The 15,634-nt window shown below is 56.0% G+C and carries 11 protein-coding genes; 7 read left to right on the top strand and 4 right to left on the bottom strand.

Annotation, left to right across the window (positions count from 1 at the left end):
- Positions 1-10: 10 nt before the first annotated feature.
- Together E1N14_RS18965 and E1N14_RS18960 are read right to left on the bottom strand one after the other, a co-directional pair.
- Complete coding sequence (locus tag E1N14_RS18965; protein WP_025010198.1) at positions 11-1,738, bottom strand: DUF3373 domain-containing protein; 1,728 nt, start codon at positions 1,736-1,738, stop codon at positions 11-13.
- A gap of 109 nt (positions 1,739-1,847) precedes the next feature.
- Positions 1,848-2,174 carry a c-type cytochrome gene (locus tag E1N14_RS18960; RefSeq protein ID WP_025010197.1) on the bottom strand — a complete coding sequence of 109 codons (327 nt, stop codon included), beginning with the start codon at positions 2,172-2,174 and terminating at the stop codon, positions 1,848-1,850.
- A gap of 569 nt (positions 2,175-2,743) precedes the next feature.
- Between E1N14_RS18960 and phsA the strand changes: the two genes are divergently transcribed.
- From phsA to E1N14_RS18940, 4 genes are all read left to right on the top strand, one after another.
- Positions 2,744-5,023, top strand: coding sequence for a thiosulfate reductase PhsA (gene phsA / locus E1N14_RS18955; RefSeq protein ID WP_025010196.1), 2,280 nt, complete (start codon positions 2,744-2,746; stop codon positions 5,021-5,023).
- A gap of 12 nt (positions 5,024-5,035) precedes the next feature.
- On the top strand, positions 5,036-5,608 hold the full coding sequence (locus tag E1N14_RS18950) for a 4Fe-4S dicluster domain-containing protein (RefSeq protein ID WP_025010195.1): 573 nt from the start codon (positions 5,036-5,038) through the stop codon (positions 5,606-5,608).
- Positions 5,605-6,549 (top strand): NrfD/PsrC family molybdoenzyme membrane anchor subunit, encoded by a 945-nt coding sequence (gene nrfD / locus E1N14_RS18945; RefSeq protein WP_025010194.1) that lies wholly within the window; start codon positions 5,605-5,607, stop codon positions 6,547-6,549. The genes E1N14_RS18950 and nrfD overlap by 4 nt, the downstream gene beginning before the upstream one ends.
- Positions 6,550-6,700: 151 nt before the next feature.
- A complete protein-coding gene (locus tag E1N14_RS18940) occupies positions 6,701-7,894 on the top strand; it encodes a conjugal transfer protein TraF (RefSeq protein ID WP_025010193.1) in 1,194 nt (397 codons plus the stop codon).
- A gap of 2 nt (positions 7,895-7,896) precedes the next feature.
- Here the strand turns inward: E1N14_RS18940 and E1N14_RS18935 are convergent, their stop codons facing one another.
- Complete coding sequence (locus tag E1N14_RS18935) at positions 7,897-8,640, bottom strand: sulfite exporter TauE/SafE family protein (RefSeq protein ID WP_025010192.1); 744 nt, start codon at positions 8,638-8,640, stop codon at positions 7,897-7,899.
- 76 nt (positions 8,641-8,716) lie between these two features.
- Entirely contained in the window at positions 8,717-9,031 is a 315-nt protein-coding gene (metJ, locus tag E1N14_RS18930; RefSeq protein WP_025889629.1) for a met regulon transcriptional regulator MetJ, read from the bottom strand.
- Positions 9,032-9,246: 215 nt separating this feature from the next.
- Here metJ and metB point away from each other — a divergent pair, with 215 nt between their 5' ends.
- The 3 genes from metB (at position 9,247) to metF (ending at position 15,601) form a co-directional block, all read left to right on the top strand.
- Positions 9,247-10,407 carry a cystathionine gamma-synthase gene (metB, locus tag E1N14_RS18925; protein WP_025010191.1) on the top strand — a complete coding sequence of 387 codons (1,161 nt, stop codon included), beginning with the start codon at positions 9,247-9,249 and terminating at the stop codon, positions 10,405-10,407.
- Between the two features lie 16 nt (positions 10,408-10,423).
- Positions 10,424-12,823 (top strand): bifunctional aspartate kinase/homoserine dehydrogenase II, encoded by a 2,400-nt coding sequence (locus tag E1N14_RS18920; RefSeq protein WP_062793962.1) that lies wholly within the window; start codon positions 10,424-10,426, stop codon positions 12,821-12,823.
- A gap of 1,887 nt (positions 12,824-14,710) precedes the next feature.
- On the top strand, positions 14,711-15,601 hold the full coding sequence (metF, locus tag E1N14_RS18915) for a methylenetetrahydrofolate reductase (protein WP_025887953.1): 891 nt from the start codon (positions 14,711-14,713) through the stop codon (positions 15,599-15,601).
- The last annotated feature ends 33 nt before the right edge of the window (positions 15,602-15,634 follow it).

Genomic DNA, 15,634 nt, shown 5'->3' with positions numbered 1-15,634 from the left:
GTGTTCCTCCCTAGAAATTCACTGTCAGTGAGGCGTTGATATCCAGCGCCGTATCCACCACGGGCAATAGCGAATAGGCGCTGCCGTCCAGCACATCATCCACCTTCACAGGTGCACCCACGGGCGTGCCGGAACCTGTGTATTCATAGTCGTAGTAGAGCCCCGCCAGCTTGATAAACATCCTGGGGTTGATGTCGAAGATGTAGTAGGCCTCGGCCACATGGCCGCGGGTGGCCAGCTTGCTGCCGACCGGGTCGTCCTGGGCCTGGGTGAAGGGCGTCCAGTACTTGGAGCCATAGTTGTATTCCAGACCGAACTTGCCGTAAGGCGCCGGGATCTGCATGCCGATATAGATGCCGTAACCATCGTGGGAGGCATCGGACTCGGCGCTGGATGGCACCATCAGCAGTTCATCGCCACTGCTGTTGAGCTCTGCCTGGAACACGGCGTCGGTCAACATGCCGCCGAACATGCCGGCGTTGCCGTTGCTCTCGCCGCGGGTCCAGCCGAAGGAGGCAAACAGCTTGAGATCGTCATCGGACTCATAGGCATAGCCCAGGCCGCCCAGGTACATGTCGCCTATGACCCCGCTGGGTTGCACCCGGGTAACAAAGTTGAAGTTGTCGAATTTCTGCAGATCGCTGTAGAGGGTGGGGGCGAAAATCCCGGCCAACTCGTTGGGGAAGGCCATGGTGCCCTTGAAGCCGTCGTTGATGTCCCGCGCGGCAAACAGGGTCAGTTGCAGGAAGTGGTTACCGTCGTTGATCACATCAATGTTGAAACCGCCCAGATGGGTGTCCTTGCTGACGGTATCGCCATAAAGCTCGCCATTGCCCCATTGGGACTCAAAGCCTTGACCGTAACAGAAACGCACCACTTGGCCTTCTATCCCGGTGAGCTCTCCAAGCTTGTAGCCCAGAGTGGCGCCGTCAAAGTTGAAGTTGACCAGGTGCCCGGAAGGGGTGCCGCCACGTTTTTCATTTTCCCGGTAGTGGCTCGGCGGGCCATAGGTGGAGGGACGACGGCCGACAGACAGATAAAACTCGCTGCCGCCGATGTTTTTCCAGTCAAAGTAGGCGCGCTCGACCCGCAGCCAGTCGCCGCTGGGGTTGCCTGAGTTGGTGCCGTCCATGGTGAAAGAGCGCCAGGAATCAAACACCTGCACACCGGTGGAATCGCCCCAGTCCTTGAACATGGTCAGGCGTCCGGCAAAGCTGACGTTGTCCCATACCTTGGCCTTGATATCGAGCCGCAGCCGGGTGGTGTAGAAGATGTCATTGTCTATGTCGCCACTGCTATAAGGCGCCAGCACATAGGGCATAACGCCCTGCAGTTGTCCCTGGGCAAAGGCGTTGGCCAGCTCAGGGTTGGCGGCCATCATCTTGCCAAGGGGCGAGGTGGGATCCATGGGGTTGCCCAGTTCGCCGGCCATGGCTTTGGCGCCGAAGTCGTTGAAGTCCATCTTGATCGCCGGATGCCAGGTGACATTGCCATAGTGCAGCGAGTGGGCTCGGGTACGAAAGTCGCCGCTGATCTCCAGCCGATCGAGCGCCGTGTGCCGCTCTGTCTTGTCCACCCGGCTGTTGAGTATATCCAGCTCTTCGGTGATCTCCTGCAGTTGCTGTTTAAGCTCGCGGATCTTGGTGCTGTCATCCAGTTCCCCGGCCTGGAGCTGGGGGCTGCCGAGCAGAGCCAAACCCAGAGCCTGGGCCACCGCCAGTGCGATAAGAGTACGCATAGTTGATTCTCCTGACCGGCCTTGCCGGTCGTTTTCAGGCAGCAAGCAGCCCTGGGGTAACCCCATACTTGGCTTACTGACTGTTAATGAGTTAAGTGATTACGCGCTATCAACCGCAGGTCTGGGGTTGATCCGAGTCGGCGGCATGGTCGTACAGGAACTGTTGAATATCCTTGAGTTCCTGCTCAGTTAAAGGCTGAAACGCCTCGGGTTTGGCTTTGTGTTTGTCTCTGGCGAAGAATCTGTCCCATTGGCTCATGGTCTTGCTCATGGGAGTCAGTTCGCCGCCTATGCCTGCTTTGCTGTGACACTCTTTACAGACTTTCTTGTACAGGTGTTTGCCTTTCTTGGGGTTGCCGCCGTCGGCTGCGGTGGCGCCTGTGGCCAATGCACAGGCTAAAAGCAGAAGGCCGAGTTTGCTGCTGGTGTTCATCATCTATTCCTCTGGGGTGACCGCCCGCTCCGTTAATGGGCTGTTATTTTATGTGTCCTTGCGGTTGTCAATTTAGCAATCCTGAGGTGCGTCAGCTTTGAACTGGATCACCTTCATAAAAATAATCTAATTGATAAAAATATCATTGAAATAAATCTAATGAATTGGGTGGTTTTATACTTGCAATGTATTGATTTGTTTTGTTTTTAATCTTTATCTGTTGACCTATTAGAGAAGCCGTGAGTGGGATTTATAGCGGTTTTTTAGGCGTGATCAGCTTAACGTTTGTGAATATTTGTCGCGGCTAAAGTTGCATTTGTTAACTCTTGGAGTGCATCTACAGACTCTTTTCTCATCAATCTGGGGCAGGATTCCCTTCACACTTTCACGCCCTTTCCGGCGTCTTTGCGGGGGCTGGATCACACTCGCTCCCCCTATGTGGTTTACCACAATACCCACAGAAATTTAATGGGTAAACAATGAGCTCAAGCCGCTGTAGTCAAGCGGAATCCAATTCAAACAATAACCTGTGTGAGCGACCTTTTCCCAAGGGGGAGAGGATGGAGGTAACCATGATAGAGCTTGATAGGCGCACCTTTCTGAAAGGGGCTGGAGCCGGAGGGGCAACCTGTGCCCTGGCCGGGGTTCTGCCCGGTTCGCTGGCGGCTTTGGGGCGTAGCCCACTGACCGGCAGTGCCACTGAAATTGCCAGTATGTGTGAGATGTGTTCAACCCGTTGCCCGATTTCGGCACGGATTGTTGATGGCAAAAACGTCTTTATCAGCGGTAACAAAGAAGCCAAATCATTCGGCGGCAAGGTCTGTGCCCGTGGTGGCGCCGGTCATAGTCTGCTGTACGATCCACAAAGGATTGTCAAACCACTCAAGCGCGTCGGTGAGCGCGGTGAAGGCAAGTGGGCCGAAATCAGCTGGCAGGAAGCCTATCAAACCATCGCCAGCAAGCTGAATCAAATCAAGGCCGAGCATGGCCCTGAAGCCGTGGCGTTTTCCTCCAAGTCAGGCTCGCTGTCCGGACACCTGTTCTATTTGGGGCAGGCTTACGGCAGCCCCAACTCCTTTACCCACAACACCACTTGCCCGGGCGGTTATGTGGTCGCCGCCAAGGCGATGTTCGGTACCAAGGTGAAGCGGGATCTCTCCAACTCCAAGTACATCATCAACTTCGGTCATAACCTCTATGAGGGGATCAATATGTCCGAGACCCGAGGTCTGATGAAGGCCCAGGCCGACAAAGGCGCCAAGTTGGTGGTGTTTGAACCCAGGTTCTCTGTGGTGGCCGATAAGGCCGATGAGTGGTATGCCATTCGTCCAGGCTCGGATGTGGCCGTGGCCCTGGCGCTGTGCCATGTGCTGATTGCCGACAACCTTTATGACAAGGCCTTTATCGAGCGCTATGTTGAAGGTTTTGAGGCCTTTGCCGCCGAGGTTAAAGCCTACACCCCTGATTGGGCTGAGAAAATTTCCGACGTACCCGCCGCAGATATCCGCCGTATTGCTCATGAGTATGCCGCCGCTGCGCCCCATGCCGTGGTCGACTTTGGCCACAGATCTACCTTCACTCCGGAAGAGTTCGATATGCGCCGGGCGCTGTACGCCGCCAACGTGCTGATCGGCAACCTGGAGCGTAAGGGTGGCCTCTACATGGGTAAGAAGGCCGGCAGCTACAACAAGTTTGCCGGTGAGGCTGTGGCCCCTGAGCTGGGTAAGCCGGGCGTCAAACTGCCCAAACCGCAAGCCAAACGCATCGACCAGATGGATGAGCAGTTTGCCATGGCCTGGTCCGGCGGTGGTATCTATCAATCAATCATAGATGCGACTCTGGAAGCCAAGCCTTACCAACTGCGAGCCTGGGTCATGAGCCGCACCAACCCCATGCAGACCATGACCGACCGCGCCAAGGTGGTTGAGAGCCTGAAGAAGATGGAGTTTGTGGTTTCCTGTGATGTTTATATCAGTGAAACCGCTGCATGGGCCGACATCATACTGCCCGAATGCACTTACCTGGAGCGGGATGAAGAGGTGGCCGACAAGTCCGGCAAGAACCCGGCCTACTACCTGCGTCAGCAAGTGGTGGATGTGATTGGCGATGCCAAGCCTTCCTGGCAAATTTTCCGTGAACTGGGCATAGAGATGGGCCTGGAGCAGTACTATCCCTGGGAAAACATGGAAACCCTGCAATTCCTGCAGGTGAATAAAGACGCCAAGTTGCTGCAGCACATCAAGGACAAGGGCTTTGTCAGCTACGGCAAGCCGCTGATGCTGCGCGAACCCAAGATGGTGGCCGATTTTGTCGCCGCCTACCCCAACGCCAGAGCCATGGATGAAGACGGTACCTACGGCAGCGCGCTCAAGTTCAAGACCCCCAGCGGCAAGATTGAACTGACCTCCGCCAAGGTGGAAGGCATGGCGCCTGGACGCGGCACTATCGCCTATCGTGAAGTGACCCTGAAACAGCCGGACGAGCTCTACTTTATTCAGGGCAAGGTGGCGGTGCATACCAATGGCGCGACCCACAATGTGCCTATGCTGGCCAACCTGATGTCCGACAACGCCGTCTGGATCCACCCGGACACCGCCGCCAAGCATGGCATTGAGAATGGGGATGCCATTCGCCTCACTTCCAGTGTCGGCAGTGAAGAGGGCCATGCGCTGGTGACCAAGGGCATACGTCCCGACACTGTTTTCGCCTACATGGGCTTTGGCTCCAAGAACAAGGAGCTGGCACGGGCGACCGGCAAGGGCGTGCACTGCGGCAACCTGCTGCCCAACGTGACTGCACCTGTGTGCGGTATGAACGTACACACCACAGGTGTGAAGTTGGAAAAGGCATAAGGGGAGGCGAAGATGACTAAAAGATATGTGATGGTGCACGACGAGAATAAGTGCATCGGCTGTCAGGCCTGTAACGTCGCCTGCCGCAGCGAAAACGGTGTACCTGAGAGCGTAACTCGCCTGCAGGTACGGGTAGAAGGTCCATTCGGGGATGCGCCGCATCTGCACTTCAAGTATCACAGGGTGTCCTGTCAGCAGTGTGAAGATGCCCCTTGCGTCAAGGTCTGCCCTACCGGAGCGGCCTATGTGGGTGAGGATGGCATAGTCTCCATCAAGGCGGAAAAGTGTGTCGGTTGTATGTACTGTGTGGCAGCTTGCCCCTACAAAGTGCGCTTTATGAACCCGGAAACCAAGGTGGCCGACAAGTGCAACTTCTGTAAGGACACCCGACTGGCGCGCGGCGAACAACCCGCTTGTGTGACAGTATGTCCCACAGACGCCCTGGTGTTCGGTGATGCCAACGAGGCCGGCAGCGAGGTGGCGACTCTGCTCAACACCCGCGTGACTTATCAGGACAAGACCCATCTGGGAACCAAACCCAGAATCTACCGTATTCCTGTCAAGAGAGGGGGGATCCAATCATGAACAATACTTGGGGCGATATGACGCAATACGACCCTGTCACCTGGCACTGGGTCATAGCCGTTTACCTCTTCTTGGCGGGGTTGTCGGCAGGCAGTCTGCTGATTGGGATCGGGCTGCGTTGGGTGCAAAACAAGACAGAGGGTGACAGCGGCATTCTCAAGGCCGCAGCCTTGATAGCGCCAGTGGCTATCTGTCTGGGGATGCTGTGTCTGGTGTTTGACCTGACCAAGCCATTCCACTTCTGGCTGATTCTGATCAACTATAACCTGACCTCTGTCATGTCCATCGGGGTGTTGGCGCTGTTGGTTTACATTCCGCTGACCTTTGCCTATGCGCTGGTCGTGCTGAAAGATGATCTCGGCAACTGGGGCCTGGGTTTCCTCAAGGGGATTGCGGAATCACTGACTGGCCTGCGCAAGACCATGGAAGTGCTGCTGTTCGTGCTGGCAATTGTCGTGGGTGCCTATACCGGCTTCCTGATCTCCGCCATGAACGCCTACCCCATGCTGAACACTGCCGTCTTACCGGCACTGTTCCTGGTGTCCGGCTTGTCGGCCGGTGCGGCAGCCAACGCGGTAGTAGCGCTGCTGCTGTTCAAGACAGACAAGCACTGCTCACAGCTGGGACGGATGCACGGTTTGGAATTGCCGGTAATGGTGGCAGAAATCCTGTTCCTGTTTATGCTGTTCTGCGCGCTCTACTTCAAGGGTGGCGCTGCTGCCGCCGCGCTGGCATCACTGACAAGCGGCGTCTGGGCCAGCGTGTTCTGGATTGGGGTTGTGGGTATAGGTTTTGGTATCCCGCTGCTTTCCATGCTGTTGCTGCCGGCGAGTACCCGTCACAGCAAGGGAGCCATGCTGGCGGTAGCCTGCTGCAGCCTGACCGGCGTGCTGGCACTTAGACACTTTATTCTCTATGCAGGTCAGAGCTATCTTGGTTAACAAGCACTTCTGAACCTGTTTGAGCCTCAGCCCGTATCATTTGGTACGGGCTTTTTTGTGTTTGATGCCATAGTTTCATCGAGATTTGGACTATCTTTAACCCAGGTAACCGCGTGTGTCAGGTTACAGATAAAAGCAAGAGGGTGATGAGATGAAACTGAGTCTTTTGACACTGCTTACCACGGGACTTGCCAGCACATTGGCACTGGCAGGTCAGGATGTTTATGAGGCCCGCTCAGATGCCATGGGCGGGGTTGCCGTGGCAGCCGGTAATCGTGAGGCGGCGGCCTTTTCCAATCCGGCACTGCTGGCTTTGCCTTCGCGCCGCAGCAATGACTTCAGTTTACTCATTCCAACCATCGGCGCCGATGGCGCCGATAAAGATCAGATGATCGATAAGTTTGATGCCCTGCAGGATAACTATGACGCCCTGGTTAATGCCATAGACGCCGCCGACACAGCGGCTATCGATGACTACCGAAAGCGCCTCAGTGGTGACTTGAAATCGCTGCAGGGCAATAGCGCTTACGTCAGTGCCGGTATCAATATGGCTTTGGTCATGCCCTCGGATGGTTTTAATTATGCCTTTGTATTCAAGAGTTATCTCGATGCCTTGGGAATAGCCGAAATCGCCGCCGCGGATATTGATGCCCTGGATAATCTGGACCCCAATAATCCGCCGGAAATCCAAGATTTGACCTCCCAGGGGCGAGTGGTGGCCGGGGCGGTTTCCGAGCTAGGGGTTGCCGTGAGCTATCCGCTATCTATCGTCAATATGCCGGTGACAGTGGGAGTTACCCCCAAGTTGCAACGGTTGGACAGTTTTAACTATGCCGTCAGCGCCAACAACTTTGATGCCGATGACTTCAACGATGATGATTATCGAAGCGATGACACTGGCTTTAACCTGGATATCGGTCTGGCATTCCAGCCATTGGATGGTTTGGTTATCGGTGTCAGTGGTCGCAACCTCATCAAGCGGGACTTAAGCAGCATAGAGGCCGGCGGCGTGCAGCTTACCTATCAGGTGAAACCTATGGTTACCGCAGGGGTGGCCTATGACTGGGCAGCCTTTTCACTCAGCAGCGACTTGGATCTTACCGACAACGACAAGTTTGCCGAGCTTGAGGGCAGCCGCTATTGGCGTTTAGGCGGTGAATACCGGCCTGCTGACTGGGTTGCTTTACGGCTCGGTTATCGCCAGGATCTCAATGATCACACCGCCGATCTTTATTCACTCGGGACAGGGTTCGCCATAGGCAACAGTTTCCGGCTGGATCTCACCGGCATGTTCGGCAGCGATGACGCCATAGGCGGCGTACTGCAAACCAGCTATCACTTCTAAAATTAACCGTTGATGAGCGCCAGGCTTGATTTGATGGTCAGCAACAGGGCGCTCAGCGCGCACAGCGCCAGCGTCAGGACTCGGGTCTTCTCTTTATCCACACGGCCCACCAAGCGGCCAGCCACCAGAAAACCGAGAAATACCGAAGGCAGCAGCAACAGCGAAAGCCATAGGTGTCTCAAGGTCAAGAGGCCAAAACAGCCGAGAATAATCAAGGCTATCAATGAGCTGAAGATGAAGAAGGCCGACAGCGCTGCGCGGAACTGACTGGCATCCTTACCCGCCAGCAGCAGGGCCATCGGCGGTCCGCCTATGGCGGCCACGGTACCGAAGATCCCGGAAAATATCCCGGCGATAAACAGGCTGAGGCGGTTGATCTTGATGCTGTATTTTCTAAGGCTGAGGAATACGGCTACGGCCACAATCAGGGCTATGGTCAAGCCCAGAATAGGCTGCGGCGCCAGCAACAGCAGGGTGGCGCCAATCAGGCCGCCGGGGAGCCTCCCCAACAAGGCATATTGCAGGCCGTTGAATTCCAGGTGGCCACGCTCGCGCACCAGTGTCAGCAGGGCGATGGAAAACCCCATGGCGATAACCGGGGCAGGAACCAGTTCCGGATCGACGATATACAGCAAAGGTGTGGCTACCACGGCCAAGCCAAAGCCTATCAACGACTGGGTCAGGGCGCCGGTAAATATGATCAGGGACGCCAGTAGCAGGGTGACGGGATCTATCAGTGACAACATTCGCAAGCCCCAAAAAAGACAAGGATCGCACCGCGATCCTTGTTCAACTATAAGGTAATTCTGAGGGACAACACACTTACTCCATGTCTTCCCATTCTATGCCCATGGCATCCATCATGCGCTTGGCCTCTTCCGGGATGCTGTCGGGTTTGTCTTTGGACAAATCCCCATCGTTGGGCAGTGGCTGGCCGGTATAGGCATGCAGGAAGGCTTCGCACAGCAGTTCGCTGTTTGTGGCGTGCCGCAGGTTGTTTACCTGGCGCCGGGTGCGCTCATCGGTCAATACTTTCAGCACCTTCAACGGAATAGAGACAGTGATTTTTTTCACTTGCTCGTTCTTCTTGCCGTGTTCGGCATAAGGGCTGATGTATTCGCCATTCCATTCAGTCATTGATTCACCTGTGATCTCACTAATTCGCAGCAGATTTTAAACCCTTACAGGATACAGTCAAATGATTGCCTGCAAAATCTGTGCAATATGAACAGAAATCCATACATTTGGACGTCCAAACGTCTTGATGCCTATTGACGGCTGGATGGTCATTGGTTAGATTTAGACGTCCAGACATCTTTATGGTGTCGAACCTCAGCATTCAGGAGTCGATTATGACAGAGCGGCGATTAGCAACCACAGCGGTCCGGCAGGGCATCGAATCAGACAGCCAGCACGGGGCCGTGGTGCCCCCCATCTATCTGTCGACCAACTATGCCTTTGATGGCCACACTCAGCCAAGAGCCTTTGATTACAGCCGCTCGGGTAATCCTACCCGCTCCATTCTGGGGGATGCCTTGGGGGAGCTGGAACAGGGCTGCAGTGCGGCAATCACAGCGACCGGCATGGCGGCCATTACTCTGGTGGTCAACCTGCTGGGGCCGGATGACCTCTTGTTGGTGCCCCATGACTGTTATGGCGGTAGCTATAGGCTGTTCACCAATCTGGCTGCCAAGGGTCAGTTTCGCTTGCAGGTTTTGGATCAAACCGACCCGCAAGCACTCGCCGCTGCCATGGCGCAAAAGCCGCGCATGGTGTGGCTCGAGACTCCGTCCAATCCGCTGCTGCGGGTAGTGGATATTGCCGCTATTGCCGAGGCGGCCCACCAGCAGGGGGCATTGGTGGTGGTCGACAACACCTTTTTATCGCCGGCGCTGCAACAGCCTTTGCTGTTGGGGGCCGACATAGTGGTGCACTCGACCACTAAATACATCAATGGCCACAGCGATGTGGTAGGCGGCGCCGTGATTGCCAAAGATCCTGAACTGGCAGAGCAATTGCACTGGTGGTCCAACACGCTTGGGCTGAGCGGTGGCGCCTTCGACAGCTACCTGACCCTGCGTGGCCTGCGTACTCTGGCGCTGAGGATCCGCGAGCATCAGGCCAATGCCGAGCGCATAGTGGCGCTGCTGAGCCAGAGTCCCGTGGTCGACAAAGTTTACTATCCGGGGCTTAAGAGCCACCCAGGTCATGAGATTGCCGCCAGGCAGCAGAGTGGCTTTGGCGCTATGCTGAGTTTTGAACTCAAGGGTGATGAGGCGCAGGTGGTTGCCTTCCTCGGCGCGCTCAAGCTGTTTTCCGTGGCCGAGAGCCTGGGAGGGGTTGAGAGCCTGGTGGCCGTGCCCGCCACCATGACCCACAGAGCCATGGCGTGTGATGCTCGCGCCGAAGCCGGTATTAAAGACACGCTTATCCGCTTGTCTGTGGGCATAGAAGATGGCCGGGATCTGCTGGATGATATCGCCGCCGGATTGGCTGCAGCCGCAAACTGTTGAATTGAAGGAGCTTGAGATGGCACGTTGTCACCTACATAAGTTTGGCGGTTCCAGTCTCGCCGATGCCGATTGTTACCGACGGGTCGCCCATATTTTGCTGACCCATGGTCATGCCGATGATCTTGTAGTGGTTTCCGCCGCCGGCAAGAGTACCAATTTTCTCTATAAACTGCTGAACCTGAAGGAGTCTGGCGCTCTGTGGCAAGAAGAGCTGCAGGTGCTTGTCGGTTATCAGCAGAATCTGATTGAACAGCTGCTGGGCAATGAACAGGCACGTCAACTGCGGGAGCGTCTGTCTACAGATAAGGCGCAACTGGCCAGTTTGTTGTCCTTGCCTGAACTCAGCGAATACCAATGCAATCAGGTGGTGGGTTTCGGTGAACGCTGGTCGGCCAGACTGATGGCGGCGCTACTGAGGGAGTCCGGTGTCGCCGCTTCCCATGTGGATGCCCGCAGTTTGTTGATTGCCGATGAGGGCGCAGTTCCCAGGATTCGCCTCGATGAGTCCCGTGAAAGGGTGCAGCGGCTGCTGGCCGAGCATCCCGATGAGCGCCTGGTGATCACCGGCTTTATCTGCGCCAATAGCCAAGGCGAAACTCTGTTGCTTGGTCGCAACGGCTCCGACTTCAGTGCCACCCTGATAGCCAGCCTGGCCGATATCGACAGGGTGACTATCTGGACAGATGTTGAAGGGGTGTTCAATGCCGATCCCAACAAGATTGCCGATGCCAAACTGCTGAGTAGCATGTCGCTGGCTGAGGCCGACCGCCTGGCGCGGCTCGGCTCCCCGGTACTGCATTGCCGAACCCTGCAACCGCTGTTTGATACCGAGGTCAGCCTGGCGGTGCGTTCGAGCTACGCCTCGCATACCGACTTTACCCTGATAGCCCCCAAGAGTGATGCCGCAAGCGCTCCTGTGGTGACCAATCTCAATCAGGTGTCCCTCTTGAGCCTGGAGTTCAATGGCACCCAGGCTCAGACTCAGACGCTTGATGCGCTCAATGAGGTGGGGTTGACCCCGCTGGCCTACTGGTCTCAAGGGCAACACAAACTTGAGCTGGCCTATACTCCCGAATTATCCCGCCAAGTCTGGCAGCTACTGGAAGCGCAGACATCCGAGCTCAAAATTCAAAGCATTACCGAGGACAGAGAGCTTGGGCTGGTAGCCCTGGTAAGCAGTGGCGCCGGCAGTTATCGCCGCAGCTTTGCCCGCTTGCTGAGCCGTGAAGCGCGGCCTCTGTATCAGGACCAACTCAGCCTGGTCACCCTGGTGCCCAAATCGCAGGTGAACCTGCTGACCCAGAAGGTGCACAGGCGCTGCGCCGGCCCCCGCAAACGCATAGGCGTTATTCTGCTGGGGGTGGGTAACATAGGCGAAGCCTGGGTGGAGTTGTTCGGCCGAGCCCGCGACGGCCTCAAACGTGAGCTGGAGGCCAGTGTTGAACTCCTGGGCTTGGCGAGTTCGAGCCGTGCCTGGATCTGCAATGAAGGGATCTTTGGGGAAGACTGGCAGGCAAGGTTTGAAGCCGAAGCTACCCCTTGGCAGTATGAACATCTGTTCGAACAGCTTGCGTTGCTACAAGCCGATGAACTGGTGGCGCTGGATATCAGTGCCAGCGCCGGACTGACACTACAGTATCCTGAGTTTTTTGCCCGTGGCATTCATATGGTCAGTGCCAACAAGTTGGCCGGCTCCGGGCCATTGCCTTTCTACCGTGAGCTGAAACAGCAACTGGGTAACCGCCGACTGTTCTGGCGTTACAACGCCAGTTGCGGCGCCGGGCTGCCGGTGCAGCACGCGCTCAATGATTTGCACAACAGCGGCGACAGGGTAGAGGCTGTCGGCGGTATCTTCTCCGGCACGCTCTGCTGGCTGTTTGAGCATTTCGATGGCGTCAAACCTTTCTCCGAGCTGGTGTTGCAGGCCAAAGAGCTGGGGATCACTGAGCCGGATCCCAGGGACGATCTTTCCGGGCGTGACATGCAGCGCAAGCTGTTGATTTTGGCTCGTGAAATAGGTCTGGAACTGGAGCTTGAAGATATTCGCTTAAGCTCTCTGGTGCCTGAGGCGCTGGCCGACATTCCGCTGGATGAGTTCTTGCAGCGGATCCCCGAATTGGATGCCACTCTCGCGCAGCAGTTTGCCGCCGCGGCCGAGCAAAACAAGGTGCTGCGCTATGTGGCTTCATTGGAGCAGCAAGATGGCCAGGTTAATGCCGAAGTCTCTCTGCAATGGGTCGAGCGTCAGCATCCATACGCCAATCTGACCCCGGGAGATAATGTGTTTGTCATCCGCTCGGCCTTCTACCAGGGTAATCCGCTGATCATTCGCGGCCCAGGTGCCGGCAGGGAAGTGACTGCCGCGGCAGTACAGTCGGATCTGGTGCAGATCTGTCGCGATCTGCTGCAGGAGTAGGACTGGTATTAGCGTCATATTTGAAGCTGGTGGGCTCTTGGCTAGGAAAAGCCTGTGTGAGTGGCCGTTCTCGGACGTGCTGTCCTTCACGGTATTCGGGCTTTCAGTCTATCCGCACCGCGGGTGACGGGCTTGCGGTTTAGCTGGAAGCTGAGATCAAGTTTATTGGTGAGCTTTGGCTTAAAGCCATGCTAGCCGCTGTGCCAGCGGCCTAAAGTCGTGGAGCTTCGCCCCACACCCGAGGAAAGGGGGCTGTATCGACTCGCCCCCTTTCCAAACCCCCAGCGACCCGCGACGCAGCGGAAAACCCCTTGTGCTTATGATGCCAATTCGCTATCGCGCCAGACGCTCATCCCTGATTCGACTGGCGCTGCTTCTGCATCCATGCCTCGCTACGCGATGGTCATCAACGCCCTGCGGCCGCTTCGAGCGGGATTCGGTGTAATTCTGTGAAAATGGAGTAGCTTGAAATATTTGAGCGATTTGCAGACATACGCCTATTTTCCAGGCACTGGCGGAACTGTGACCGTCGAAAACAGGGACGTTTTCGTCGAGGCTACAAGGACGTATTCACGCCGTGTCACAGGATCGCCTGTGCATAAGCCTGCGGCAGGCAATGAGTAACATCCGTCGCCGGAAGCTCGGCCAATACTAACTTAGATACTCTTAGCTGGAAGCTATGATAGCCGCTGTACCAGCGGCCTAAAGTCGTGGAGCTTCGCCCCACACCCGAGGAAAGGGGGCTGTATCGACTCGCCCCCTTTCCAAACCCCCTGCGACCCGCGACGCAGCGGACAACCCCTTGTGCTTATGATGCCAATTCGCTATCGCGCCAGACGCTCGGAGTCACATCCATGTGACTCTTATCCAGCTTAACATCCTGTCTCGCGCTCGTTAGCTTGTCGCTAAGCGACACTCGCCCCTGATTCGACTGTCGCTGCTTCGGCATCCATGCCTCAGCCACGTTATTTGCGCCACCGGCTTTCGGCGACACCGAGGGGGAATAGGTGCAACTCTGTTAGTCCTGAGTAGCTTGAAACATCTGAAGTATTTGCAGACATACACCTATTTCCAGGCACAGGCGGGACAGTGACCGTCGAAAACAAGGATGTTTTCGTCGAGGCTACATGGACGTATTCACGCCGTGTCACAGGCTCGCCTGTGCATAAGCCTGCGGCAGGCAATGGGAGACATCCGTTGCTGGAAGTTCAATCTATGTTATTTGGCTATTTTGAGCTGAAAACAATGATAGCCGCTGTTCCAGCGGCGTAAAGTCGTGGAGCTTCGCCCCACACCCGAGGAAAGGGGGCTGTATCGACTCGCCCCCTTTCCAAACCCCCTGCGACCCGCGACGCAGCGGAAACCCCCTTGTGCTTATGATGCCAATTCGCTATCGCGCCAGACGCTCAGAGTCACATCCATGTGACTCTTACCCCGCTCAACATCCTGTCTCGCGCTCGTGAGCTCGTCGCTAAGCGACACTCGCCCCTGATTCGACTGAGCTGCGTCAGCATCTGCCGGAAAGGAGTCCCAATGCCGTGAAGGGCAGGACGCCCGTGAACGGCCATGCCTCGCTACGCGATTGTCATCAACGCCCTGCGGCCGCTTCGAGCGGGAGTCGGTGTAATTCTGTGATGATTGAGTTGTTCTAAGTTACCTATATACCCAAAGATATACGCTCATTTTCCAGGCACAGGATCACCTGTGCGAGAGCTCTCCCTAGGCGTAAAGCCGAGGCTTTGCAGAAACACTCATTAGTGGCTTTTATACTGATTAAGATAAATACACCTTTGAAACCATCTTTGGGCTTGACTTCAATGACAGTTTCTCTAGTATGTGGACATATAGACGTCCAAACGTCCGGATAGACAGTTGAGGGAATTTTCAATGGCTTTTCATCACGCACAACATGCGCACTCGCTGAACCAGAGCTTGTCCGAGCTCAACGGCGACATCAATGTTTCTTTCGAGTTCTTTCCGCCCTCAACGCCTGAGATGGAAACCTTGTTGTGGAACTCAATTCAGCGCCTGGAGCCACTGAATCCCAAGTTTGTTTCTGTCACCTATGGTGCCAACTCAGGAGTGCGGGATCGCACTCACAGCGTGATCGAGAGGATCCAGCAGGAAACCGAGCTGGTGGCGGCGCCGCACCTGACGCTGGTGGATGCCAGTGATGAAGAGTTACTGGAGTTGGCGCGTCACTACTGGAACAGCGGTATTCGTAACATAGTGGCGCTGCGGGGCGATCTGCCGGAAGGCAGCCCCAAGCCGACACGTTTTGCCTCGGATCTGGTGCGTTTGCTGCGCTCGGTCGCCGACTTTGATATTTCGGTGGCCGCCTATCCTGAGGTGCACCCGGATGCGGCCAATGCCCAGGCTGACCTTATCAACCTGAAGCGCAAGATTGAGGCCGGTGCCAGCCGTGCCATCACCCAGTTTTTCTTCGATGTGGAGTCTTATCTCAGGTTCCGCGACCGTTGTGTGGCCGCCGGCATTGATGTGGAAATTGTTCCTGGGATATTGCCTGTGGGCAACTTCAACCAGCTCAAGCGTTTCGCCGCCATGACCAATGTGTCTTTGCCGGGATGGCTGCACCGCCAGTTTGAAGGTTTGGATAACGATCCCGGTACCCGGGCGTTGGTGGGCGCCAACGTGGCCATCGACATGGTCAAGGTGCTTTCCCGTGAAGGGGTGAAAGATTTCCACTTCTATACCCTGAACCGCGCCGAGCTCACCTATGCCATCTGCCATACTCTGGGAGTGCGTCCCGGCAAGTGATGGCCTCTCAGTGAACCTTTGATAAAAGGAAGC

The sequence above is a fragment of the Shewanella algae genome, assembly GCF_009183365.2.
GTDB classification, from domain to species: Bacteria; Pseudomonadota; Gammaproteobacteria; order Enterobacterales; family Shewanellaceae; genus Shewanella; species Shewanella algae.
The sequence above is the reverse complement of the archived record's forward strand: the minus strand, read 5'-3'. Positions and strand labels throughout refer to the sequence as shown.

Bases quoted from the DNA above. Each gene is read 5' to 3' on its own strand.
- nrfD (WP_025010194.1), top strand. From the start codon at position 5,605: ATGAACAATACTTGGGGCGATATGACGCAATACGACCCTGTCACCTGG.
- metF (WP_025887953.1), top strand. From the start codon at position 14,711: ATGGCTTTTCATCACGCACAACATGCGCACTCGCTGAACCAGAGCTTG.
- E1N14_RS18920 (WP_062793962.1), top strand. From the start codon at position 10,424: ATGGCACGTTGTCACCTACATAAGTTTGGCGGTTCCAGTCTCGCCGAT.
- E1N14_RS18935 (WP_025010192.1), bottom strand. From the start codon at position 8,640: ATGTTGTCACTGATAGATCCCGTCACCCTGCTACTGGCGTCCCTGATC.
- E1N14_RS18960 (WP_025010197.1), bottom strand. From the start codon at position 2,174: ATGATGAACACCAGCAGCAAACTCGGCCTTCTGCTTTTAGCCTGTGCA.
- metJ (WP_025889629.1), bottom strand. From the start codon at position 9,031: ATGACTGAATGGAATGGCGAATACATCAGCCCTTATGCCGAACACGGC.
- metB (WP_025010191.1), top strand. From the start codon at position 9,247: ATGACAGAGCGGCGATTAGCAACCACAGCGGTCCGGCAGGGCATCGAA.
- E1N14_RS18950 (WP_025010195.1), top strand. From the start codon at position 5,036: ATGACTAAAAGATATGTGATGGTGCACGACGAGAATAAGTGCATCGGC.
- E1N14_RS18940 (WP_025010193.1), top strand. From the start codon at position 6,701: ATGAAACTGAGTCTTTTGACACTGCTTACCACGGGACTTGCCAGCACA.
- E1N14_RS18965 (WP_025010198.1), bottom strand. From the start codon at position 1,738: ATGCGTACTCTTATCGCACTGGCGGTGGCCCAGGCTCTGGGTTTGGCT.
- phsA (WP_025010196.1), top strand. From the start codon at position 2,744: ATGATAGAGCTTGATAGGCGCACCTTTCTGAAAGGGGCTGGAGCCGGA.